The 23739-nt window shown below is 65.0% G+C and carries 23 protein-coding genes; 9 read left to right on the forward strand and 14 right to left on the reverse strand.

Annotated elements, in window-relative coordinates:
* Positions 1-34: 34 nt before the first annotated feature.
* Entirely contained in the window at positions 35-841 is an 807-nt protein-coding gene (locus FPZ08_RS20175) for a DNA-binding transcriptional regulator (RefSeq protein WP_146292281.1), read from the reverse strand.
* A gap of 118 nt (positions 842-959) precedes the next feature.
* Between FPZ08_RS20175 and FPZ08_RS20180 the strand changes: the two genes are divergently transcribed.
* Positions 960-1907 carry a DUF6282 family protein gene (locus FPZ08_RS20180; protein ID WP_146292283.1) on the forward strand — a complete coding sequence of 316 codons (948 nt, stop codon included), beginning with the start codon at positions 960-962 and terminating at the stop codon, positions 1905-1907.
* A gap of 9 nt (positions 1908-1916) precedes the next feature.
* Positions 1917-2936: an NAD(P)H-quinone oxidoreductase gene (locus tag FPZ08_RS20185; RefSeq protein ID WP_146292285.1), complete on the forward strand. Its 1020-nt coding sequence runs from the start codon at positions 1917-1919 to the stop codon at positions 2934-2936.
* 21 nt (positions 2937-2957) lie between these two features.
* Here the strand turns inward: FPZ08_RS20185 and FPZ08_RS20190 are convergent, their stop codons facing one another.
* On the reverse strand, positions 2958-3881 hold the full coding sequence (locus tag FPZ08_RS20190) for a cupin domain-containing protein (RefSeq protein WP_246132735.1): 924 nt from the start codon (positions 3879-3881) through the stop codon (positions 2958-2960).
* Between the two features lie 31 nt (positions 3882-3912).
* Positions 3913-4806 (reverse strand): beta-keto acid cleavage family enzyme, encoded by an 894-nt coding sequence (locus tag FPZ08_RS20195; RefSeq protein ID WP_210246832.1) that lies wholly within the window; start codon positions 4804-4806, stop codon positions 3913-3915.
* 184 nt (positions 4807-4990) lie between these two features.
* On the opposite strand from FPZ08_RS20195, the gene FPZ08_RS20200 reads away from it, so the two are divergent.
* The 7 genes from FPZ08_RS20200 (at position 4991) to FPZ08_RS20230 (ending at position 11872) form a co-directional block, all read left to right on the forward strand.
* Entirely contained in the window at positions 4991-5764 is a 774-nt protein-coding gene (locus tag FPZ08_RS20200; RefSeq protein WP_186767103.1) for an HpcH/HpaI aldolase family protein, read from the forward strand.
* Between the two features lie 29 nt (positions 5765-5793).
* Positions 5794-6555 (forward strand): SDR family NAD(P)-dependent oxidoreductase, encoded by a 762-nt coding sequence (locus FPZ08_RS20205; RefSeq protein WP_146292293.1) that lies wholly within the window; start codon positions 5794-5796, stop codon positions 6553-6555.
* A 111-nt stretch (positions 6556-6666) separates the two neighbouring features.
* Entirely contained in the window at positions 6667-8085 is a 1419-nt protein-coding gene (locus tag FPZ08_RS20210) for an aldehyde dehydrogenase family protein (protein WP_210246833.1), read from the forward strand.
* 41 nt (positions 8086-8126) lie between these two features.
* Positions 8127-8588 (forward strand): tripartite tricarboxylate transporter TctB family protein, encoded by a 462-nt coding sequence (locus FPZ08_RS20215; RefSeq protein ID WP_146292297.1) that lies wholly within the window; start codon positions 8127-8129, stop codon positions 8586-8588.
* A gap of 19 nt (positions 8589-8607) precedes the next feature.
* Positions 8608-10113: a tripartite tricarboxylate transporter permease gene (locus FPZ08_RS20220; protein WP_146292299.1), complete on the forward strand. Its 1506-nt coding sequence runs from the start codon at positions 8608-8610 to the stop codon at positions 10111-10113.
* A 31-nt stretch (positions 10114-10144) separates the two neighbouring features.
* Entirely contained in the window at positions 10145-10768 is a 624-nt protein-coding gene (locus tag FPZ08_RS20225) for a nuclear transport factor 2 family protein (protein ID WP_146292301.1), read from the forward strand.
* A gap of 129 nt (positions 10769-10897) precedes the next feature.
* Positions 10898-11872 (forward strand): Bug family tripartite tricarboxylate transporter substrate binding protein, encoded by a 975-nt coding sequence (locus FPZ08_RS20230; RefSeq protein WP_146292303.1) that lies wholly within the window; start codon positions 10898-10900, stop codon positions 11870-11872.
* 92 nt (positions 11873-11964) lie between these two features.
* Here FPZ08_RS20230 and FPZ08_RS20235 read toward each other — a convergent pair whose 3' ends face one another.
* The 11 genes from FPZ08_RS20235 to FPZ08_RS20280 all read right to left on the reverse strand — a co-directional run bounded on the left by FPZ08_RS20235 (position 11965) and on the right by FPZ08_RS20280 (position 23676).
* The gene (locus FPZ08_RS20235; protein ID WP_186767104.1) at positions 11965-13314 is read right to left on the reverse strand and encodes an MmgE/PrpD family protein; all 1350 of its coding nucleotides are present in this window, start codon (positions 13312-13314) and stop codon (positions 11965-11967) included.
* Positions 13307-14743 carry an amidohydrolase gene (locus FPZ08_RS20240; protein WP_146292307.1) on the reverse strand — a complete coding sequence of 479 codons (1437 nt, stop codon included), beginning with the start codon at positions 14741-14743 and terminating at the stop codon, positions 13307-13309. The genes FPZ08_RS20235 and FPZ08_RS20240 overlap by 8 nt, the downstream gene beginning before the upstream one ends.
* Before the next feature lie 76 nt (positions 14744-14819).
* Positions 14820-15065, reverse strand: coding sequence for a hypothetical protein (locus FPZ08_RS22090; protein ID WP_186767105.1), 246 nt, complete (start codon positions 15063-15065; stop codon positions 14820-14822).
* A complete protein-coding gene (locus tag FPZ08_RS20245) occupies positions 15040-16353 on the reverse strand; it encodes an ABC transporter substrate-binding protein (protein ID WP_146292308.1) in 1314 nt (437 codons plus the stop codon). The genes FPZ08_RS22090 and FPZ08_RS20245 overlap by 26 nt, the downstream gene beginning before the upstream one ends.
* Positions 16354-16428: 75 nt before the next feature.
* Positions 16429-17178, reverse strand: coding sequence for a GntR family transcriptional regulator (locus FPZ08_RS20250; RefSeq protein WP_146292310.1), 750 nt, complete (start codon positions 17176-17178; stop codon positions 16429-16431).
* A gap of 51 nt (positions 17179-17229) precedes the next feature.
* Positions 17230-18219: an ABC transporter ATP-binding protein gene (locus tag FPZ08_RS20255; RefSeq protein ID WP_146292312.1), complete on the reverse strand. Its 990-nt coding sequence runs from the start codon at positions 18217-18219 to the stop codon at positions 17230-17232.
* Complete coding sequence (locus FPZ08_RS20260; RefSeq protein WP_146292314.1) at positions 18209-19225, reverse strand: ABC transporter ATP-binding protein; 1017 nt, start codon at positions 19223-19225, stop codon at positions 18209-18211. The genes FPZ08_RS20255 and FPZ08_RS20260 overlap by 11 nt, the downstream gene beginning before the upstream one ends.
* Positions 19222-20121 carry an ABC transporter permease gene (locus FPZ08_RS20265; RefSeq protein WP_246132736.1) on the reverse strand — a complete coding sequence of 300 codons (900 nt, stop codon included), beginning with the start codon at positions 20119-20121 and terminating at the stop codon, positions 19222-19224. The genes FPZ08_RS20260 and FPZ08_RS20265 overlap by 4 nt, the downstream gene beginning before the upstream one ends.
* 2 nt (positions 20122-20123) lie before the next feature.
* Positions 20124-21068 carry an ABC transporter permease gene (locus tag FPZ08_RS20270; protein WP_146292316.1) on the reverse strand — a complete coding sequence of 315 codons (945 nt, stop codon included), beginning with the start codon at positions 21066-21068 and terminating at the stop codon, positions 20124-20126.
* Positions 21065-22480: a CoA transferase gene (locus FPZ08_RS20275; protein ID WP_146292318.1), complete on the reverse strand. Its 1416-nt coding sequence runs from the start codon at positions 22478-22480 to the stop codon at positions 21065-21067. The genes FPZ08_RS20270 and FPZ08_RS20275 overlap by 4 nt, the downstream gene beginning before the upstream one ends.
* Positions 22477-23676 carry a CaiB/BaiF CoA transferase family protein gene (locus tag FPZ08_RS20280; RefSeq protein WP_146292320.1) on the reverse strand — a complete coding sequence of 400 codons (1200 nt, stop codon included), beginning with the start codon at positions 23674-23676 and terminating at the stop codon, positions 22477-22479. The genes FPZ08_RS20275 and FPZ08_RS20280 overlap by 4 nt, the downstream gene beginning before the upstream one ends.
* Between the last annotated feature and the right edge of the window lie 63 nt (positions 23677-23739).

A 23739-nucleotide genomic window follows, 5' to 3' on the forward strand; every position in this document is an offset into this window, starting at 1 on the left:
GGGCGTCACTTCGGTAGGACCCGTCAACGTCTACCTAGTCCAGGGCGTTGGTATTCACGTCCACGGCAATGCTGGCGGAGAGGCGTGACAGGTCCTCGGAAATGGCTGCGACGGCGGTCTTGAGGATGGGGACGTAGCGGGAGCAGGCTTCCTGTTCGGAATCGAATGCCGATTTGAAATAGGTGAGCCCCAGGCTCGCCAGCACGCGGCCATTCTCGCTGATGATCGGCACGGCAATCGTGTTGGAATTGCGTGGCTCGACCAGCGAGGAGCGGGTGGCATATCCGGCATTGCGCACCTGCTCGACGATGCGGCCCAGCTCGCGGGGGTGGTGGCTGAGGGCGTTTTCCGGATCGTCCGAGCGCTTGAGGATGTCGATGATCAGGTCGAATTCCTCCGTCTCGAGGAAGGCCATATAGGCCAGACCCAGTCCGCGCGTGAGCATGCAGAGGCGGCGGTTCACCGTGCTGTGGAATGGCGACATCGGGCTATCGGGAACGGTGCTGAAACGCACCACCATGCCGTCATGATCGGGCAGGGCAATCGCGATGGGCCACTTGTGCTGGCGAGTGATGGCGACCGCCCATGCTCGGCCCGCCTCGACCACCAGTGGCCCCTTGTGGAAGCCCGAACTCAGCGACGTGACGAGCGCGGTGACCTGGTAGCCGCCCTGCCGGACGTCGTTTTCCACATAACCCGCCTGTTCCAGCGTCTTGAGGATGCGCACCAGGGTCGGTTTGGGCAGCTTCGTCTTGGCGTGGAGATGGGCAATCGTGTTGAACGGCTGCAGGTTCAGTTCTTCCAGAACGTGCATCGCCCGTTCGATCGCCCGAATGCCCATGGAGAGGTCCTTCCCTGCCGCGCCGCCGGCGTTCCGAGCAGCGAAACATGCCGGACTATAGGTTGTTGGATTCGGGAGTCAATCTTAGGCCAAGGCCGAACACGGATGGAGAAGCCACATGCCTTCGGCGGAAGAGTTGAACGAGAATCGGGAACAGGTCAGGACGCTGATTGCCGGCATAGATGATGCGACCGCCAACAGGCTGCTCAAGGGCGCTTTGGACCTGCATGTCCATTCCGGCCCCTCCACCATGCCGCGGCAGCTCGACCATATGGAAGCGGCCGAGCAAGCGGCGGCTGCCGGGATGCGCGGCGTGCTGTTCAAGGACCACCATTATTCGGTGGCGCCGGTCATTCCGATGATGGACCGCCTGCTCGGCAAGCCCGATTTCCATATGTATAGCGGGGTCGTGCTCAACAATTCCACCGGCGGGCTCAATCCCTTCGTCGTGGATGCCCAGCTGAAAATGGGCGCCAAGCTGATCTGGATGCCCACTGCCCAGGCGGCCAACCACATCCGGACGTCGCATGGCAAGGTGCGCCTGGCCTCCAACGTGAAATTGCGGAATTCACCGGCTTTGTCGCCGGTCGACGGCTATGGCAATGTCCTCGACGAGGTGAAGCAGATCCTCGACCTGATCGCCGAATTCGACGTCATCCTGTCGTCGGGGCATCTCCATGTCTGGGAAATCTGGAAGCTCTTCGACGAGGCGCGCAGCCGTGGCGTCAAGCGGCTGCTGGTGAACCACCCCATGTATGGCCTGCATTTCAGCTACGACGACATCAGGGACCTGGCCCAGCTGGGCGCGCTGATCGAGCAGTCGGCCGGTCTCTATATCGACTCGCGCTTTAATTATTATTCGCCGCAGGAGCTCAAGGAGCATATCGAGGCGGCCGGCGTCGCCCATTCCTCGATTGGCTCCGACCTGGGGCAGGTGAATAGCCCAACCCCCGTCGAGGGCATGCGCCAGGCCATCAAGCTCTGCCTTGCGCTGGGCTTCAGCGAGGTCGATGTTCACACCATGGTCGCGACCAATCCGGCGCGGCTGGTCGGGTTGTCGGATTGACAGGGCTCCATGCAGGTAGTCGAGATCGAACGGCCCGGTGGCCCCGAAGTGCTGCGGCTGGTCGAGCGGCCGCGGCCGGTGCCTGGCCCCGGCGAGGTGCTGATCCGCGTCGTGGCCGCCGGGGTGAACCGCCCCGATATCCAGCAGCGCCGAGGCCTTTACCCGCCGCCGGCCGGGGCAAGCGATATTCCCGGGCTGGACGTGGCCGGCATCGTGCAGGAAATCGGACCGGGCGTTGAAGCTTTCGCGACCCGCATGCCGGTTTGTGCCCTGGCTAACGGCGGCGGCTATGCCGAATATTGCGTGGTGCCGGCCGAGCAATGCATGCCCGTTCCCCGCGGCTTGAGCTTCATCGAAGCGGCCTCGCTGCCCGAAGTCTACATGACCGCCTGGAACAACCTGGTCTGGCTGGCCCGGCTCCAGCCCGGCGAAACGCTGCTGGTTCAGGGCGGCACCAGCGGCGTGGGCCTGGCCGGCATCCAGATCGCCAGCCAGCTTTGCGGGGTGAAAGTTTTCGCCACTGCCGGAACGGAAGAGAAGCGGACCGTCTGCCTGGCGACGGGCGCCACGGCTGCTTTCGACTACAAGGGCGCCTGGGACGATGAAATCCGCCAACTGACCGCCGGGCAGGGCGTCGATGTCATCCTCGATGGCCAGGCCGGCCCGGCAACGCAGCGGCAACTCGACCTGCTGGATTTCGACGGCAGGCTGGTCCTCATCGCCAGCCACCAGGGTGCGACCGGCGAGGTCGACCTGCGCCAACTGGTGCGCCGGCGGCTGACCCTCACCGGCTCGACGCTGCGGCCGCGTCCGCCCGCTTATAAGGGCAGACTGGCACGGGAACTGGTCGATCGGGTCTGGCCGCTGCTGTCGGATGGGCGCATGACCACCCGCATTCATCAGGCATTGCCGTTTTCCGACGTGCAACAGGCCCACGCGATCCTCGATGAGAACCGGCAGATCGGCAAGGTCGTGCTGATCGTCGACCCGGCGCTGGGCGCCACGATCCCGGCCGCCGGCGAGCCCTGAGGCCCGCCGCACGGCGTCTTTCTATTCCGGCATCGGATAGTCGTCGGCATTCAGCACCCAGCCGGGCTTGGCCGAAAAGTCCATGCGCGGCGGCGAGAAGATATCGACCAACTGATTCACATCCGGCCCCTCGGCCGTCGTCGTGTGGATCGAGGGGGGCGGTATGACGCAGATCGACGGAGAGCCGCAGAACAGGTGCTCGTCCTCGCGCCAGGTGTTCATATTGGTGGTCCATGGCCAACGGAGGTGATGGGTGAAGGCGCCGGTCAGCGCCAGCGAGCACTGCTCGAAATCGTCATGGTGATGCGGCGAGACCTTGTCGCGGGCGCGCGGGCCGTTGCGCGGCGTGAGATAGTTGATCATGAACGTGGTGCAGCGATAGATCCTGCCGAACCGGTTGGGATCCTCAGGCACGTCCAGCGTATACCATTTGAGCGTCAATCCGCCCGGCGGCTCCGGCCAGGGCTCGAATGGCGGTACATTGGGATGGGCGCCGCCAAAGGCTTTGGCATTGGATGCTGCCGCCGCCAGGTCTTCAGATTTCGGCGTGAACAGGCGAACAATCGTGCCGCCCGTCAGCAGCTTTATCGTGCTGTCGCCCGGTGGAATGAAGGCGACGGAATAGCCCGGCACGGTCGTCGTGCCGTCGGCGGTGGTGATTTCGACGCTGGTCTCCCGGTCGGGAATGATGAGGGCATATTCGTCGGGCTGCGCGACCCGCGCGAAGCTGCCACCCGCTTGGCCCTTGCTATAGGCCACGACGAAATTCTGGCCACGGCTGATCCATGTTTCGCCATTGCTGTCGCTGGCCTGCGGCTCGGTCTCGTAGAACAAGGCGAGCTGCGAGCCGAAAAAGCTCTCATGGACCCGGGTAGCGGGTTTGGGCTCGCTGGCCAGGGTAGATCGCGGATCGCTCTGCACGTACATGTCTGCCTCCTTAGTCATTGAATCTCGAGGCCAGAACGGCCTCGCCTGTTCAGGCCGCAATGGGGTCCTGCCGCTTGAGATTGAGAATTTCGCGCGCCTGGCCGGGCGTCGCGATGGTCCCGCCAAGCTCCCGGATGATGCGGACCGCCTTCTGCACCAGCGGCACATTGCCTTCCGCCAGCACGCCCTTTTCGAGATAGATATTGTCCTCGAGCCCGACGCGGACATGGCCGCCCAGCAGCCAGGACTGCGCCAGCATGGGAAATTCCCAGCGTCCGACCCCGAAGGCGCCCCAATGGGAGCCCCTGGGCAGCAGCGAGCGCATGTAGGTCAGCGTTTCTGATGTGGCGATGGCGCCATAGCGCACCCCGAGCACGATCTGGAACAGGGCGGGCGTGTCGAGTCGGCCCTGCTCAATGAAGTGGTTGGCCAGTTGGATATCGCCAGTGTCGAACACTTCGAGCTCCGGCCGCACGCCCGACGCCCTGATGATGTCAGCCATCACAGCCACATTGTCGGGCGTGTTGATGACCACCGATGAGCCCGAGAACATCGTATTGAGATCGAGGCTGCACAGCTCCGGCCGCAGGGCCGCGATATGTTCGACGCGTGGCTCCGGCCGGATCAAAGTGGTCCCCGGTGCCGCCACGCTCGGATTGTCCCAACTGGGAATGAAGCGCTGACCGGGGCCGGTGGTGAGGTTGATGATGACATCCTCATCAGCCGCACGCAGGCGCTCCACGACCTCCCGATAGTGCCCCAGTTCCATGCTGGGCCGCCCGTCGGGATGCCGGACATGGATATGCACGATTGCCGCGCCCGCCCGTACGGCATCAAGGCACGCATTGGCGATCTGCTCGGGCGTCACAGGCAGATAAGGCGTCTGTTCGAGCGTGGTGATATTGCCGGTCACGGCGCAACTGATGATGGTGGGGTCGGCCAAGCCTCGGCTCCTGAAAAATATAGGCTCTTGGGCTCGCATTCGATCGTACGGGGAGCAACAGGATTGCCGGAGCGTTTCGCCGACAGAAACGGAGGGCCGCGTTTCGCGGTAAGAAATGATCGGGGTTCGGGCAGGGCAGCGACCCGCTCCACCGCTACAAGGAAGCGGCAAAGAGGAAGTAGTCATGACCGAGCCGCGCCCCGCCTTTACGTCGTTCCGTGACCGCCTGCTGAAGCGTCAGCGCCTGTTCGGAACGTTTCTCAAACTCCCGACGACCCAGGTGATCGAGATGCTGGGGCCGATCGGCTACGACTTCATCATCATCGACCAGGAGCATGCCCCGCTTGACCGCGCCATGACCGACCTGATGATCCTGGCGGCCCGCGCCTCCAATATCGCGCCGCTGGTGCGCATCCCTGAATTTACCGATGCCAATATTCTCTCGGCGCTCGATTGCGGCGCCATGGGGATCATGGTGCCCCATGTCACCTCGGTCGAACGGGCCAAGGCCATTGTACGGGCCAGCCGCTATGCTGGTGGCACGCGTGGCTTTGCCGGCCTGACCCGCGCCAGCAACTGGGGCAAAGTCGGCGCCACCGGCCATATGGCGCAGCAGGATTCCCAGGTTGCCGTGGTCGCCATGATCGAGGACCAGCACGCCATCGACAAGGCTGGCGACATCGCCCGGGTCGAGGGCATCGATGCGATCTTCGTCGGTCGGGGTGATCTGACGGCCTCGTTCGGCGTTGACCCCGAGGCTGCCACCAAGGTGGCCGAGATCAGTGGCCGGGTCGCCGCAATGGCGCGCGATGCCGACACTCCCCTGATGATGCTGCCCACCAGCAAGGCCGATTTTGGTTTCGTGTCCGATCTCGGCGCAACCGCCATGGTGCTGGCCAGTGACCATGGCTTCATTCGGTCAGCTGCTGGTGCTGCGCTCAAGGACTACACCAGCTAGGATTTGTATCCTTGTCGGGAGGAACAGGCATGGCGCTCATCGAGATTCCACACCTTGCCACGCCGCGAATGGCGCTGGTGACCGGTGGCAGCCGCGGTATCGGCCGGGCAACGGCAGCGCGACTGGCCGCCATGGGTGCGGCCGTGGTGGTCGGCTATAACAGCCGCGCCGCGGCGGCCGAGCAGGTTGTCGCCGGCCTCGAGGGGGAGGGGCATTGCGCGTTGCGTATCGCCGTGGACGATCCCGACTCCATTGCCGCCGCCGTGGCGACAGTTGATGAGCGCTATGGGCAGCTCGACGCGCTGATCAATAGCGGCGGCTCCACGACGCCTGTTCCCGCCAACGACCTCGATGCATTGACCGACGCTATCTTCGAGCAGACCGTGCGCGTGAATCTGCAGGGTCCCTTCGCGGTGATGCGCGCCTTCCGCCCTCTGCTGGAGCGCAGCAATGGCGCCGCCATCGTCAATATTTCCTCTATCGCGGCGCGAACGGGACTGGGCAGCAGTCTCGCCTATCTCTCGGCAAAGGCGGGGGTGGATGCGCTGACCATCGCGCTGGCCAAGGCGCTGGCGCCGCGCATTCGGGTCTTCTCGGTCTCCCCGGCAGGCGTCGATACCGATTTCGTCCCCGGTCGCACGCGCGAACAGCTCAAGGCCACCGCCGATCGGCTGCCGCTCGCCCATATCACGACACCGGACGATGTGGCCCGGGCCGTCATCGCCTGCATCGTCAACCTGACGAGCTCGACCGGCATTGTCGTGCCGGTGGACGAGGGCAGGCACCTCTAGACCCAATTCGCCTGACGGAACGCGGCCGCGCGGAAGTTGCCGGGGCGCGAGGATGATCTACTACGGTAGCAAGAAAAACCGGCAGCGCCGCACGCGCCGACAATGGGCAGGATGATGGATAAGCTGAAATTTTATATCGATGGCGGCTGGGTGGATCCGGTCGCGCCATCACCCCTGGGCGTGGTCAATCCGGCAACCGAGGAAACCTTCGCTCGCATCAGCCTGGGCTCGGCCGCGGACGTGGATCGCGCCGTGACGGCCGCGCGCCGCGCTTTCGTCACCTATTCCTCGACCAGCGTCGCGCAGCGCCTCGGCTGGCTGGCCAGGATCATCGACGGCTTCCGGGCGCGCCTGCCCGAACTGGCCCGCACCATGACGCTCGAAATGGGTGCGCCCATCACCTTTGCCACCGAAAGGCAGGCCACGGTGGCGCTGTTCCACTTCGAGGAAGCGGCGCGCGTATTGGCCGACTTCCCCTTCGAGGAACGCATGGGCGTCGGCATCGTGCGACACGAACCGATTGGCGTTTGCGGGCTGATCACGCCGTGGAACTGGCCGCTCAACCAGGTCGCTTCCAAAGTCGCCCCCGCCATCGCCACCGGCTGCACCGTGGTGGTGAAGCCCAGCGAGATCGCCCCGCTCAGCGCCATGCTTCTGGCCGAGATCATGCACGATGCCGGCCTGCCGTCGGGCGTATTCAACCTGGTCAATGGCGACGGCCCTGATGTGGGCGAGGCCATTGCCGCCCATCCTGATATCGACATGGTCTCCTTCACCGGCTCGACCGCCGCCGGCATCAAGGTCGCCAAGCTTGCTGCCGATACGGTCAAGCGCGTGGCGCAGGAACTGGGTGGCAAGTCGGCCAATATCATCCTCGATGATGCCGATACCCGCGCCGCGGTAATATCGGGGGTCCATGCCTGCAACACCAATGCCGGGCAGAACTGCCAGTCGCCAACCCGCATGCTGGTGCATCATTCGCAGCGCGAGGTCGCCTTCCAGGCCGCGCAGGCCGCCATTGCTAGCATTCGCCTGGGCGATCCGCTCGACCCCGCCACGACCATGGGCCCGCTGGTCAGCCAGACACAGTTCGACAAGGTGCAGGGGCTCATCCAGGCCGGCATCGACGAAGGCGCGATGCTGGTCGCCGGCGGGCCGGGCCGTCCGGCCGAACTGAACCACGGCTATTATGTGCGTCCCACCGTCTTCGGCGACGTCACCCCGCAAATGCGGATCGCGCGCGAGGAAATCTTCGGCCCGGTGCTGTCCATCATCGGCTACGACACCGAGGACGAGGCCATCGATATCGCCAACGATACCCCGTTCGGGCTGGCCGGCTTCGTGCAATCGAAAGACCCCGAACGGGCGCGCCGGGTGGCCAACCGGATCAGGGCGGGCCGCGTCTATCTCAATGGCGCGACCTTCGACCGGAGCCTGCCCTTCGGCGGCTACAAACAGTCGGGCAATGGCCGGGAATTCGGCGTGTTCGGCTTCCGGGAATATCTCGAGGTCAAGGCCGTGCTCGGCTGACCGGCAATCGATAATTCGAGAACAAGGACGAGGGGGAGCAGATGAAGATAACTCAGGATGCAGCCTTGGGAGGCCTGTTCGTCGCGAGCGGTGGCATCGCCCTGCTGATGGCGCTGCAATATCCTTTTGGCACCGCAGGCCGGATGGGGCCGGGCTATTTCCCGGTCATCGTCTCGACGCTGCTCGTGCTGACCGGCACCGGCATATTGGTGCGCGGGCGTCTGGCATCGTCGGAAGCCATTGTCCACGCGCGGTGGCTACCCCTGCTCATTGTGCCCGGTGCCGTCGCCCTGTTCGGCCTGCTGGTCGAAAAACTGGGCCTGCCGCTAGCTGTCATGCTGCTGACGGTCGGTGCGGCCACGGCAAGCGTGGGCTTCCAGTTGAGCTGGAAGGCGACATCAGGCGCTGCGCTCTTCTCGGCGGTATGCGCCCTGGTTTTCGTCAAGCTCCTGGGGCTGCCCATCCCACTTGTCGGGTCGTGGCTGCCGGCCTTGGGCGTCTGATACATCGGAGAAGTTCGACATGGATATCTTCAGCGGGCTGATGCTCGGTTTTGCAACGGCCACCACCTTCTCCAATTTCATCTACTGCTTCTTCGGCGTCCTGCTCGGAACGGCCGTGGGCGTGCTGCCGGGCGTGGGTGCCATCGCCACCATCTCGATGCTGCTGCCCTTCACTTTCGGCCTGCCGGTCGATACCGCGCTCATCATGCTGGCGGGCATCTTCTACGGGACCCAATACGGCGGGTCGACCACGGCCATCCTGATGAACCTGCCGGGCGAGGCCTCCTCTGTGGTCACCACCCTAGATGGCCACGAAATGGCCAAGCAGGGCCGCGCCGGCCGGGCCCTCGCAGCCGCCGCGATCGGCAGCTTCTTTGCCGGCACCGTGGGCACGCTGTTCATCGTTATCGCTGCGCCGCTGCTGGCCAGTTTCGCGCTCACCTTTGGCCCCACCGAATATTTCTCGCTGATCGTGCTCGGCCTCGTCACATCTATGGTGCTGACCAGCGGTTCGCTGCTCACCGCCTTTGGCATGGCCCTGTTCGGCATGCTGCTCGGCATGATCGGCACTGACGTCAATTCGGGCGCCGCGCGCTATACCTTCGGCTCGCCCAACCTGCTCGACGGGCTGAATTTCGTCGTCGTCGCCACCGGCATTTTTGGCCTCGGTGACGTCCTCGCCAATCTCGAGACTGAACGCACCCGTTCGGCCGGCGTGGCCGCGGTCAAGGGGCTGTTCCCCTCCCGTGAGGACTGGAAGCGGATGTCGGCCCCGATCGTGCGGGGCACCGGTCTTGGCGTCCTGCTCGGCGTCCTGCCGGGGGCCGGCCTGCTGCTTGCCTCCTTCTCCTCCTATGCGCTGGAGAAGAAACTCTCCCGCCACCCCGAGGAATTCGGCAAGGGCGCCATTGAAGGCGTCGCCGGGCCGGAAGCGGCGAACAACGCGGCCGCGCAGACCTCGTTCATCCCCATGCTGACGCTGGGTCTGCCGGGCACCGCAACCATGGCGCTGATGATCGGCGCGCTCATCATCCAGGGCGTACAACCCGGCCCCGATATCCTGACCCAGCAACCGGCTCTGTTCTGGGGGCTGGTGGTCTCGATGTGGATCGGCAACCTCATGCTGCTGATCCTCAACCTGCCGCTGGTCGGCATGTGGGCCAAGCTGATCTCGGTGCCCTATCGCTTCCTGTTCCCGATGATCTGCGTCTTCACCACCATCGGCGTCTATTCGATCAACAACAGCATCTTCGACGTCTACATGATGGCCCTGTTCGGCCTGCTCGGATATTTCTTCCGCAAGGTAGGCGCCGAGCCCGCGCCGCTCATCCTCGCCCTGATCCTGGGGCCGATGGCGGAGGAATATCTACGCCGCACGCTGCTGCTGTCGCATGGCGATGCCAGCGTCTTCTTCACCAGTCCGCTGAGCCTGGGCACGCTGATCGTCGCCGCCGTGCTGCTGCTCTCGATCATCTCGCCCCGTTTCCGCCGGGTGCGGGAAGAAGGCCTGCAGGAAGCTGACTGACACCGTGCCCACCAACCCTACAGGAATAGTCATGAACCAGGACAATGAGACGCGTCTGCAGAGCATGCTCGATCGGGAAGAGCTATTCGACCTGGTGCGCCGCGAGCGCTTTGCCCGCGACCAGCGCCGGTTCGACGTGATGAGCGCCTGCTTCCACCGCGACGCCTATATCCGCACCAGCTGGTATGACGGGCATGGCGGTGAAGCCTATGTGACAGCCACCCGCAAATGGATGAGCGGCACCGGCAACAGCAAGCATTGGGTCTTCCCCGCCTATGCCCTTGTGGATGGCGGCCGGGCCACGGTGGAGAGCCCGGCCATGATCTTCAATCGCGCGAAGATCGAAGGCGTCGAGGTCGATTTCCACGTCTTCTGCCGGTTCTTTTCCCGCGCAGTGCGGGAAGCCGATGGCTGGAAGCTGCTGACCTTCGAAGTTCTCTTCGAGCGCGATGTGATGAAGCCGGTCAATCCATCCGAGGCCATGCCGCTCGACTGGTCGCTGCTGGCGACGATGCGGCCGTCCTACAAATTCCTGACCTATATCCAGCACATACGCGGCGTGAAGGTCAGCCAGCAACTGCTCGGCGACGACCAGCCCGACCAGCTCGACGCCTTTCACGCCGAGCAGGATCGCTGGCTCTCGGGCGCAGCCTGACACCCGCGTTCCAAGAGGCGGAATGCAGCCAGTCCTGACTTTCGTGACGCTCGGTGCCGCCTTACTCATTGTCGATATCGAAGGGCGTTGCAAACAACCAATTCGATCAAGCTAGAGGGAGGAACAATAATGAAGAGACGCGAATTCATGGTGCTCGGCGGCACGGCCGCTGTACTGGCATCGACCGGGCTGGCGCGGGGCGACGACTGGCCCAGCAAGACAGCGGTGGTGATCTCGGCCTATCCGGCAGGCGGCACCAGCGACATCATCGCGCGGCTGGTCGCCGACGAATTGACGGCACAATATGGCCAGCAATTCGTCGTGGAGAACCATCCGGGTGCATCCGGCGCCATTGCCGGCAGCCGGCTCGCCCGCTCGGCACCCGATGGCTATACGATCATGGTGACAGGCAGTGCGCCGCTCGCCGCCAACAAGGTGGTGCAGACCAATCTTGCTTACGACCCCGAGGTGGATTTCACCCCGATTACCATCGTCTGTGAAAGCCCGGCTCTGCTCAGTGGCAGCACATCGGCCCCGGCGACCACGGTGCAGGAACTCATCGCCTATGCCAAGGCCAATCCGGGCCAGGTCAATATCGGCAATCCGGGCGCGGGGACCAAGGGGCATATCGCGGCCGCCATCCTCGGCCAGATGGCCGGCGTGGAGGTCAACCACATCCCCTACAAGGGCTCTGCGCCGCTGGTGGCCGACCTGTTGGGCGGGCATATCCACTTCGCGCTCGACGCACCGTCGAACTACGTTCCGCATATCCAGGCAGGCGCCATCCGCGGCATTGCCGTCACCACCGCCGCGCGAATTCCTGAGCTTCCCGACGTTCAGACCGTGGCTGAACAGGGGCTCGATGGCTATGAGCAGACGCTGTGGTTCGGCGCTGTCGGTCCCAAGGACATGCCGGCCGACATCGTTAGCAAGCTCAACGCCACCATCAAGGCCTGGACCGAAACGCCAGCCGCCCAGGAAAAGCTGGCATCGCTCGGCCTGACCGCGGTGGCCGATACGCCCGATGAAATGCGGGCCGAAATGCACCGCGAGATCGAGTCGATCCGGCCGCTGGTCGAGGCAGGCCTGGTGCAGCCGACCTGACCGGTTCACCGCTGCGAATGTGAACAGCCGGTGCCGTCCTCATCGGGCGGCGCCGGTTTGCCTTCGGTAGCACCAACCATCGCGGCCAGGGGTTAGTGATCGAAAATCGCTGCGAATAGCGCCGTCATGTCACCTGCTGCATCAATGTTGCGAAGCGTTGCATGGAGGGCGCTGGCCGTGGTTGGCGTAACGCCGGCCCAGGCCAGGCAGGACATGAATTTGCGCTGTTTCTCGGCCTCGCTGAATGGCTCGATGAGGCTCCCCCGCACCTCGCTGCGCTCGGCATGCAGCACTGCCCCCGATCTCAATGTCAGTGTCACCCGATGGGGCATGCCCTCGGCGGTATTGATCACCATTGTCGTCAACGGCAAGAGCGCCCGCACCTCCGGCCTTGCGATGGCGGCCGGCGTGAAGTCCTCCAACCCCAGATGGTCCTGCAACAAGGCCAGGGCGATGCAATAGGGCATGGAAAAACGGGCCTGCATGGCGTCCTGCGGTGCGCCATAGGGCAGGTTGGCATGGTTGGCCCGCCCGAGTTCCACCTGCACCGAGGCGACATCATCAGCGGCAAAGCCGTGCTGCTGCCTAAGCGCAAACACCATATCGAGCGCATAATGCGTCGAGCCGCAGCATGGATAGAGCTTGGGCACCAGGCCATCGCCGAGAATGGCCAGCGGCGCGCCGATCGTGGCCGCATCCCAGCCCGGCCCGTCGCCACCGCCATAAAGTGCGCGGAAGCCCAGGGCATGATCCAGTATCGCCGGATTGCCGTGAATGCCGGCCGCGGCGAGCTGCGCCGCCTCCACCGCATTGCGCGCGGCAAGGCCGGCATGAACCGGCTTCATTGCCGTGCCGAACTGCGCCTTGACGCCGGCCGCCGCGCTGACCGCATTGGCCATGGCCGCCGCCAGCGTTCCGGCATCGAGACCCATGAGTCGGCTCACCCCCGCCGCCGCACCAATGCCGGCCACGGTTCCCGTCGGGTGCCACCCGGCCAGATTGTGAGCATTGTTGACGCCCCTGCCCACAAAGGCCTGCGCCTCCAGCCCCACGATATAGGCATCGACCAGTGCCCGTCCGCTGACCGGACGTGAGGCCGCCGTGGCCAGCAGCGCTGGCACCAGCACCGCCGAGACATGCGCTCGGGCCGGGCGGAAATTGTCGTCGAAGTCGAGGGCATGGGCGGAAGTGCCGTTGATGAGGGCAGCGCGGCCCGGCGCGGCCAATCCGCCACCAACCACGGGGGCAGGGCCGCTTGCACCGATTTCGTCGGCGAAGGCGGCACGCAGCCCGCTCACTACAGGATCGTTCGCCCCGGCCAGCATGCAGTCGATCGTGTCGATGATCGCATCTACCGCCCCGTCGCGGGCCTCGGCTCCGAAATCGTGCGTCGTCGCGGCCCAGGCGCCAAACCGCTCCAGAGGCGCCTCGATCTCAGTCAAGGTCGGTTTCCTTCGGAGCGGCCACGACCGGCGGCTGCACCCCGTCCGGAATGGGGCATTGATACGGCGTCGTAGCGAGACGGCTCCGATGGTCCTCCCGTACCCGGTGCAGCAATCCTGCATCGGCGATCAGGTCGGCGCCCGTACCTGCCATCACCTTGGCGGCATGGATCAGCCCCTTATGCGCGGCCGGCGCCTTGCCCTGCGCCGTGATCTGCCAGGTATGGGGTGGCGTGCCGATGGCGTGGGTTGCCACCCGCCCTTCGACCGTCGGCACCACCCAACTGACATCGGCGACATCAGTCGAGCTCATCCGCTTGGCAATTGGTTCGTTGAGGCCCACCACATCGTCGAACAGCGCCAGCCCGGGCACCACCGCCCGGCCGATCTGCCGGAAGTCTCCTGCAATATGCTCCGGCGTCAGCGTCGCCTGGATGGCGGCGGCAAAATCTCGGTCCGCCGCATCGAACGGCACCGGGCCGAGCCGCACCATATTGGCATGCATGGCTTCGCGCAGCGGCGGGTTGGGCAGCATGTTGGAATAGGCGGCGACCACGCGGTGGCTCATGCCCGTCTCGCTCATCAGCGCCGCGCCGCGGGCGATGTCCACCACTCGCCGCGTCAGGTCGGTGAGGCTGCCGAGATCGGCCGCGCGGATGGCATAGATCACCCTGGCGCTGGCTTGCACCACATTGGGCGCCGTCCCGCCGGCATCGAGCAGCGCATAATGCAGCCGTGCATCGGCCGGCATGTGCTCGCGCATATAATTGGCGCCCACATTCATCAGCTCGACCGCGTCGAGCGCACTACGCCCCAGATGCGGCGCCACGGCGGCATGGGACGAGCGGCCGGTGAAATGGAATTCGATCCGTGTATTGGCCAGCGACTCCGCCGCATCGACACGCGTCGTGGTCGCCGGGTGCCAGGTGATCGCGGCATCGACCCCGGCAAAGGCGCCGGATCGGGTCATGAACACCTTGCCCGCGCCACCTTCCTCGGCCGGGCAGCCATAATAGCGCACGCGGCCGGGTGTGCCGGTGGCTGCCAGCCAATCCTTGAGCGCCGTGGCGGCCAGCAGCGCCGCTGAACCGAGCAGGTTATGGCCGCAACCATGGCCGTTGCCGCTTCCCGGTAGCGGCTGCGGGCTGGCAATTCCGGCTTCCTGCGACAGGCCGGGCAGGGCGTCGAACTCGCCCAGAAAGGCAATGACCGGGCCACCTGTTCCGGCCTCGCCCATGACAGCGGTCGGCAGGCCGCCAATGCCGGTGGTGACGGCAAAGCCATGCGCTTCGAGCGCCTGGCTTTGCGCGGCCGAAGAACGGAACTCGCCATAGGCCAGTTCGGCCAGGCCCCAGATGCTGTCGCTCAGCGCGGCGAATTCCTCGCCATGGCGGTCAACCAGGTCCCACACCGCTTCCGCATTACTCATCTCTCAGGCTCCGGCATGACAAAGAGGAGGCCGGCGGTCGCGAACGACCGCCGGCCAGGATGATAGCGCAACCGGCTCAGGGAGCCAGCCAGACGTCCCACAGGCGCAGATAGCCATAGGGTGTCAGGTTCTGCACCGCCTTGGAGGCGATGACCTTCATGCCGCGATTGCCCGAGGGGATCAGATAGGCCTGGTCGGCCACCCGCGCCTCCACATCGACCCAGGCGGCCTTGCGGTCGGCCAGTTCGGGCGAAGCGATCAGCCGGGCAAAGGCCTCGTCGAGCACGGCATCTTCCTCATAGTGGGAATAGCCCTTGAACACCGAGAAATAGGTCTGCGGACCCTGGGCCGTGGAGCTGGAAATGGTGATGTTCCAGCCCCCGCTGCCATCGGTGCGGCGGGCTACGTTGGTCGGCCAGTCCACCATTTCGATCTCGACATTCATGCCGGCGGCCATCGAGCTGCTGCTGCAGCACCAGCGCCGAATTCTCCATGAAGGGATAATTGGCATTGGTCATGATCCGCACCGGCTCGCCATTGTAGCCGGCCTCGGCCAGCAGCGCCTTGGCCCTGTCGATGTCGCCGATATTGTAGAGGTCCTTGCCCACATCGCCCGGATGATAGGGGCTGCTCTTGAACAGGAACGAGTGGTCGAGCTCGTAGAAGCCCTCCATCGCCACATCAAGCGTCTGCTCGGCATTGATCGCCGCCTGGATGGCCCGGCGCACCAGTACATTGTCGGTTGGTGCCCGCGAGGCATGCAGGATGGTGAAGACCTTGGCGAACGGAATGATGTCGATCACCTGCAACTCGCCTTCGTCGGCCAGCCTGTTGGCCGCCTGCACGGGGATATTGTCGGCGATCTGCATTTCTCCGGTCTGTACGCCGGCCACCCGCGCCGCGCCTTCAATGGCCACGCGGAAAGTGATGGTGTCGAAATAGGCCGTGCGCTTGCCGCCGAACCCTTCGGGGCCGGCATAGGCCTCATTGGGCACATAGTCGTCGAAACGGGCCAGTTTCACATAGGCATCGGCAACATGTTCGACGAACTTGTAGGGACCGGTGCCGATGGCGGAATTGGCGCCCGCTTCAGTGTCGGCATCCTCGGCAGGAATGACAGCCAGCCGGTATTGCGGCGAACTGATCAGTTCCAGGAACAGCGGCTGGGCTTCGCTGAGCCGGATGACGAATGTATTGGCGTCCGGCGCCGTCATCTCGGCGACATTGGACAGCACGCTCTTGCCCGGGCTGATGCGGCGATGGCGCTCGAACGAAGCCAGTACGTCGCCCGAATCCATGATGTCGCCATTGTGGAACTTGACGCCTTCGCGCAGCGCGAACGTATAGGTCAGCCCGTCATCGCTGAGCGTGATCGAACTGGCCAGTTGCGGCTGGGGCAGGTAATCCTCGTCGAGCGAGGTCAGCGCCTCGAAGATATGCAGCGCGACATTGGTGTCGGGCTGCGCCGTGGTGACGTGCGGGTCGGGGAATGCGAGCCGCGAACCAAGGCCCACGACCAGGTCTCCTCCCTGCGTTTGAGCGGCGGCGGGTGCCGCCAGCAGCATCGTGCCGAGCACGATGGCTGCAAATGCATGCCATATTGACTTCATAGTCTCCCTCCTTAGTCCGGTCGTCCGGACATTTGTCAGTCAAAATACGGCCCGGCGCAACCCGCGCCGGGATAGTCAGCCGGGACTCATCCAATCGAGTTGCATCGACAGGCTGAATCTGGGTCCGGGATGGATTGAGGTCGCGAATTCGAACGGGATACCGTCATGGCCGGCATAGGTGCGGTCTATCCGCAAGCCGGGGCTGCCGGGAGCCACGTCGAGCATATCAGCGATTGCCTCGTCTATGGCCGCCGCCGACACCGTCTGGCGGATGGCCGTGATTTTTTGGTCGTAGAGCTTTTCCACCAGCGAGCCGATGGCGCCGCTATGCTCGGCCAGGCTTGAGCGCACGCCGGCATAGATCGCTGCCAGGTGGATGCGCGTCCAGGCTACGGGTTTGCTTTCGTCGGCGCCCACGCGCAGAGCCGTGATGCGCAGGAATTTCATGCCGGGCGTGCTGCCCAGTTCGGCCGCCAGTTCTTCATCGGCCACCACATCCTCGAACACATGGTCTATAAGCCGGGTTTCGCTGGCATATTGCTGCAACTGATCGATGGATTCGATCATGTGGCCGAACTTGCGGGTCGGCGTGCTGGCAATGACGGTCGTGCCGATCCCCTGGCGGCGGGTCACCAGGCCCGTTTCCTGCAGATGCCGCAGCGCCTCGCGCACTGTGAAGCGGCTGAAATTGAACTGGCGGCACAGGTCTTCCTCGCCCGGCAGCAGGCTGCCCACCGGATATTCCCCGCGGGCAATGCTGTCGGCGATAGCCTGGGCCAGTTGCTGGTAGCGCGGCGCGCCGAGGCCGAGATTGATCTTATCCATGCCGTGCTCCCAGAAGCTGCGATGCGTCACCGTCGTAATGCGGCATGGGCGTCAATCCAGCAAGTGGCAGGCGGCGGCCTGCCCGGTTTCGACTGGCCGCAGCTCCGGCCGCTCGACCTTGCAGCGGGCGATCGCGACCGGGCAGCGCGTGTGGAAGGCGCAACCATTGGGCGGATTGAGCGGGCTGGGCAATTCCCCCGACAGCAACGTCCGCGCTTCCCGCCGCGCACTCTGTCGCGGCGCCGGCACCGACGACAGCAGCGCCTTGGTATAGGGATGGGCCGGCGCTGCGAAGATACGCCGCCGATCGCCGATCTCGACGATCCGCCCCAGATACATCACCGCCACATCGTCCGACATGTGCCGCACCACACTGAGGTCATGCGCGACGAACAGATAGGACAGGCCCAGTTCCCGTTGCAGGCGCTTGAGCAGGTTGACGATCTGCGCCTGCACCGACACGTCGAGCGCCGAGACAGCCTCGTCGCAGACCACGAAGCGTGGATTGGTCGCCAGCGCCCGGGCAATGCCGATGCGCTGTCGCTGCCCGCCGGAAAATTCATGCGGATAGCGCGTACGATGCGCTGGTGCCAGGCCCACCAGATCGAGCAGTTCGCCGACGCGTGCCCGCTGTTCGGCCACCGGCACGCCCTGCACCACCAGCGGCTCGGCGATGATCTTCTCCACCGTCATGCGCGGATTGAGCGAGCTCATCGGGTCCTGGAACACGAATTGCAGGTTGCGGCGATGCTGGAACATGGCCTCGCCATCCAGCCGTGAAATATCGGTGCCATCGAGCATGATGGAGCCCGCCGTGGGATCGATCAGCCGCACCAGCAGCCGCCCCACGGTGGATTTGCCGCAGCCCGACTCGCCCACCAGCCCCAGCGTGCGCCCGTGGCCGATGGCAAAGCTTACCCCGTCCACGGCCTTCACCGTGCCGACCACCCGGCGCAGCACGGCGCCGCGCGTCACCGGGAAATGCTTGGCGAGATTGTCCACCCGGATCAGGTCGGGTCCCGCCGCCCCTTCAATCAGCATGGCTGGTCTCCCCGTGTTCGTAGAGAATGCAGGCGGCCGCGTGATCGGGTTCGCTCTCGATCAGCCGCACGGACCAGCGGGCGCATTCCGGCCGGCTCTGCCGGCAACGCGGCCGGAAGCGGCAGCCCGATGGCCACGCGCCCGGCGACGGGGGCTGGCCCTCGATGGCCACCAGTTCGTCCACTTCGTCCTCCAGCGGCGGCACCGAGCCGAGCAGCCCGTTCGTATAGGGGTGGAGCGGGCGGGCGAAGAGACTCGCCACGTCGGCCTCCTCCACGACACGGCCCGAATACATGACCAGCACGCGGTCGGCATATTCGGCGATGACGCCGAGATCGTGGGTGATGAGGATGACAGCCATGCCGCGCTCACGCCGCAGCCGGTCGAGCAGTTCCAGGATTTGCGCCTGGATGGTCACATCGAGCGCCGTGGTCGGCTCGTCCGCAATCAGCAGCCGTGGCTTGCAGGCAATGGCCATGGCGATCATCACGCGCTGGCGCATGCCGCCCGATAGCTGGTGCGGATAGTCACGGGCGCGCTGCGCCGCGGCGGGAATATTGACCTCGGCCAGCAATTCCACCGCCCGCGCCCAGGCGCGTTCCCTTCCGATCTTTTCATGCAGCAGGATGGTCTCGACGATCTGCTCGCCAATGGTCTGCACAGGATTGAGCGAACTCATCGGATCCTGGAAAATCATGGCGACGTCATTGCCGCGCAGGTGGCGCAGGGAAGAGCCGCCCATGGTCAGGATATCCTGTCCGTCGAACAGCACCCGTCCGCCTGCGGCCCGCACATTAGGGCCCGGCAGCAGGCCGAGCATGGAGAGCGCCGTCATGCTCTTGCCGCAGCCCGATTCCCCGACAATGCCGAGGAATTCGCCGGCATGGACCGCAAAGCTCACATCCTCCACCAGCAGGTCCTCGCGCCGGCGCGCGGCGGCGACGATCCGCAGGTGTTCCACCGACAGCAGCGGGGCGACGGTTTCAGTCGAAGCGGCGGCGCTCATGTTTCGGCTCGCAGGTGAGGGTCAAGAACGTCGCGCAGGCCATCGCCGAGCAGGTTGAAGCCCAGCACGGCAAAGGTGATCGCCAGGCCCGGGAAGAGGCTCATCCACCAGGCTTCCACGATATATTCGCGGCCGCTGGCAATCCCATTCCCCCAGGTCGGTGCCGGCGGCGGCAGGCCGACGCCGAGATAGCTCAGCGTGGCCTCGGCCAGTACGGCATAGGCGAAGACGAAGGTCAGCTGCACGATGAGCGAGCCTAGGCAGTTGGGCAGCACATGGACCAGCAATACGCGCCGCGTATGCGCGCCGGCCACCAATGCAGCTTCGACATATTGCTGCTCGCGCACTACCAGGGCCGTGCCGCGCACGATGCGCGCCGTGCGCGGAATATAGGACACGGCCAGGGCCACCACGACATTCATCAGCGAAGGGCCGAGCGCCGCCGTGATGGCGATGGCCAGCAGCATGGCGGGAAAGGCCATGAAGGCGTCCATGACGCGCATGATGATATTGTCGAGCGCCCGCACATAGCCGGCCAGCGCCCCGAGCAACGCCCCGCCAATGCCGGTGATGACCACGACCAGCAGCCCGACCAGCAGCGACATCTGCGACCCCACGGCCACGCGGGTGAAGATATCGCGCCCGAAATTGTCCGTGCCGAACCAGTGCTGAGGGCCGGGCGCGGCCAGCCGCGCTGTCAGGTCCATGCTGTTGGGCTGGTAAGGGCTGAACCAGACGCCGATCGTCGCCGCCAGCACCAGCAGCGCCACGATGGAAAAGCCGACCGCGAAAGTGGGGCTGCGGAACAGGCGCCGGGACATTGCGCCCTCGCCGAACAGGGCCAGCCACGGCGCCGGCTGCAAGTCCGTATGATCTGTGGTGGAAATATTGGTCATGCTCATGCCTGCCGGATGCGCGGATCGAGATAGGCGTAGGAAATGTCGACCAGCAGGTTGATCAGCACGAAGGCGCCGGCCACGAAAAGCAGCGTGCCCTGGATCAGCGGATAGTCGCGGGTCAGGATCGCCTGGACGATGAGCCGCCCGACGCCGGGAATGGAAAACACCTGCTCCACCACCACCGCCCCGGTGACGATCATGCCGAACAGCAGGCCGATGACCGTGACGATGGGCACCAGCGCGTTGCGCAAGGCATGCCGCACCAGCACCCGCAGTTCGGAGCCGCCCTTGGCGCGGGCCGTGCGCACATAGTCCTTGTGCATGATATCGAGCATTTCCGAGCGGGTGATGCGGGTCAGTAACCCGATCTGCATCGTGCCCAGCACCAGCGCCGGCAGCGTCATCGAGCGGATCCAGCCGCCGATATCCTCGCCCATCGGCACATAGCCGCCGCTGGGCAGCCAGCCCAGATGCACGCTGAAGAACAGGATGCCCATGATGCCGATCCAGAAATTGGGCAGCGACACGCCCAGCAGAGCCGTGGTCATGATGCCCAGGTCGAGGAGCTTGCCGCGGAAGCGCGCGGCCACGATCCCCATGGCAATGCTGAGGGGAATGGCAATCGCCAGTGAATAGAGGGCGATGGACAGGGTCACCGGAATGCGCTCGATAATGAGATCGGCAACGTCGGCCCGCAGTGTATAGCTGTGCCCCAGATCGCCCCGCAGCAGCGCCAGATACCAGTCCGCCAGGCGCAGATACCAGGCCCGGTCTAGCCCGAGATCGTGGCGGATGGCCTCGATTTCGGCGACGGAAGCGTCGGAGCCCGCCATGGCGTGCGCCGGGTCGCCCGGCACGATCTGCATCAGCAGAAAGGCCAGCAGGCTCACCATTATCAGCACGGGCACGGCGGCCATCAGGCGCCGCATGATATAGCCGATCATCGTATCATCCCTTCAACTGGGGAAAGCCATTGCGGTTGGGATGCGCCGGCCGGCTGCGGCGGCAGGTCCCAATAGGCTGGCGTGTCGGAATAGCGGGCTATCGGCCGCGCATGGGTTACGCGGCCAAAGGCGCAGTCGCGGCTGTCGAGGTCGTCCGGGCCGGGCACGTAGTCCATGCCGGCGGCGAGCGTCGGCAGCAGCCCTTGCTGCAACACCCACATCGAGGCCTGCGCCAGCGACGTGCTGACATGATAGCTGCCGCCTTCCCGGCAGCGCCGCAGCAGCGCTCCCATAATGCCGGCGCCAGCCAGGTAGGCGGCGAGGAAATCGTTCATCGTAACGGTCGGCGCATTGCGCGGCTTGTCCGGCGTGCCTTCAACTGCACAGAGCCCGGAAACGGCCTGTCCGATCGGCTCATACCCGCCACGTTCCGCCCATGGTCCCTCATGGCCATAGCAACTGATCGACACATAGATGATGCCCGGCCGCAAAGCGGCCAGTGCTTCGGGCCCAAAACCGCGGCGCTGCAAGGCGCCCGGCCGCCACGACTGAATGAAGATGTCGGCCTGCTGCGCCAGCCGACGCAACTGCTCGGCATCTTCCACGCGGTTGAGATCAACAAAGGCCGAGCGCTTGCCGAAGCCGGTGTCGATATGAACCGGAATGGTCTCCTGCTCGGCCGGATTGACCACATGCAGCACATCGCCGCCCTGTTCGGCCAGCAGTCGGCCAACGGCGGGGCCGGCGATGACATGCGACGCGTCGAGCACACGCAATCCGTCCAGCGGCCGCTTCGCCGGCCCAAGGGGTTCAGCGGGACTATCGCCGATCTTCTCGATGGAAAAACCGGGCCGCGCCGTCAGCCAGCGCCCCTGGGGATGGACCAGCCATTCCTCAGGCTGCCGCACGATGACGCCGGGCAGCTTTCGCTCGGCCAGCGCGGTTTCGAGTTTGTCCGCTTGCCAGCCGGCAACGGCCTCGGCAATTCCCGCGGTGTCGTTGGAGGCGCGTAGCAGCCCCACCAGGTCCTGCGTTATGGTCCCGCGCCCATTGTTGCGCAACAGGTAGACCACGCGCCCGTCGGCCGTCCGGAAGAAGTTCTCGCCCCGTGTCCAGCTGCCCACGCGGAAGGCGTGGCCGTTCTGCCGCAGATGAAAAGTGGTGCGCAGCCCGACATGCACGGCGCGGCCTAGGTCGACAGCTACACGCTGACGCCGTCCCGTCCGGTGCTGCCAGATCGCGGCCACGCCGGCCGCATTGGCGGCCAAAGCGGACGCGGTGGCGGCGCCATAGCGCAGCCGGCTGGGCACCAGCGGGTCGTCACCGCTGAAATCCACATCCGCCGCAGCGCCTGCCTCGAGTCCGGCTCGTTCGAGCAGCAGGTCGAGGCTTTCGCGTGCCTTCGCTCTCATGCCAGCACACCCAGCGACCGCAAGGCGGCGATGCGCGGTCCATCATAGCCGATGTCGGCCAGTATGCTGTCGGTATGGTCACCAAGCGCAGGTGCGGGCAGGGTGTCTGCCGCGTCCCCGGTGCGGAAGGGTGAGCCCACCACCTTGGCGCTGCCGCCATTGGGATGGCGCAACTCGGCCACCATGCCGCGCTCGCCGGTAAACGGCGCCTTCAATGCCTCGGTCATGCTCAGGATCGGCGCACAGGGCACGACACCCGACAGCATTTCGATCCATTCGCCGGTATTCCGTTGGCGGAACAGTGGGTCGAGCAATGCGGTCAACTGTTCCCGATGCGCCAGCCGCCCGGCGAAATCGGCAAAGCGCGGATCGTCGGCCAGCTCGGGCACGCCGAGCCGCTTGCAGAGCAGAGGGAAGAACTTTTCCTTGTTGGCCATGATATAGACCCAGCCGTCGCGCGTCGGGAACAGCTGGCACGGTACCAGAGAAGGATGCGCCGAGCGCTCGGAACGTTCCGGCTGATAGCCGCCATTCATCGCCCAGGCCGCCATATAGTTGAGATTGGCCAGCCCCACATCGTAAAGGCTTACGTCGATATCGCGGCCCTTGCCGCTGCGCCGCGCGTCGAACAGGCCGGCGGCCAGCGCCAGCGCCAGGCAATAGCCGGTCATGAAATCGATGATGGACAGCCCGAACCGCGTCGGCACGGCGCCTGGCTCGCCATTGAGCGCAAAATAGCCGGTCTCTGCCTGCACCAGATAGTCGTAGCCCGGCCAGGTGGCGCGCGAGGAATCCCGGCCATAGGCCGTCAGGTGGCAGCACACGATATCGGGCTTGATATCGGCCAGCGCCGCATAGGTCAGGCCCAGCCGGTCGGGCACGTCGCCCCGCAGATTGCAGGCCACGGCATCGGCATGGCGCACCAGGTCGCGGAACACCGCCTTGCCCTCGGGCTTGGACAGGTCCAGCGCCAGACTCTTCTTGTTCCGGTTGATCGACTGGAAGAACAGGCTTTTTGCCGTCTCGGGCAGGTCGGGCTGGAAATAGGGGCCAAGCGAGCGCGAAACGTCGCCGCCATCATGGGGATTTTCGATCTTGATGACCTCGGCCCCCAGATCGGCCAGCGCCTGCGTGCCAAAAGGCCCGGCGCCATATTGCTCGACCGATAGGATCCTGACGCCCGACAGCAGGCCCATGAAGTGACATCTCCCAAGTCCGTTTTCACCTTGACATTGTCCGGTTGTCCGGACATTGTCAAG

Origin of the sequence: Devosia ginsengisoli (genome assembly GCF_007859655.1) — a bacterium.
In the GTDB taxonomy this organism is placed as follows: Bacteria; Pseudomonadota; Alphaproteobacteria; order Rhizobiales; family Devosiaceae; genus Devosia; species Devosia ginsengisoli.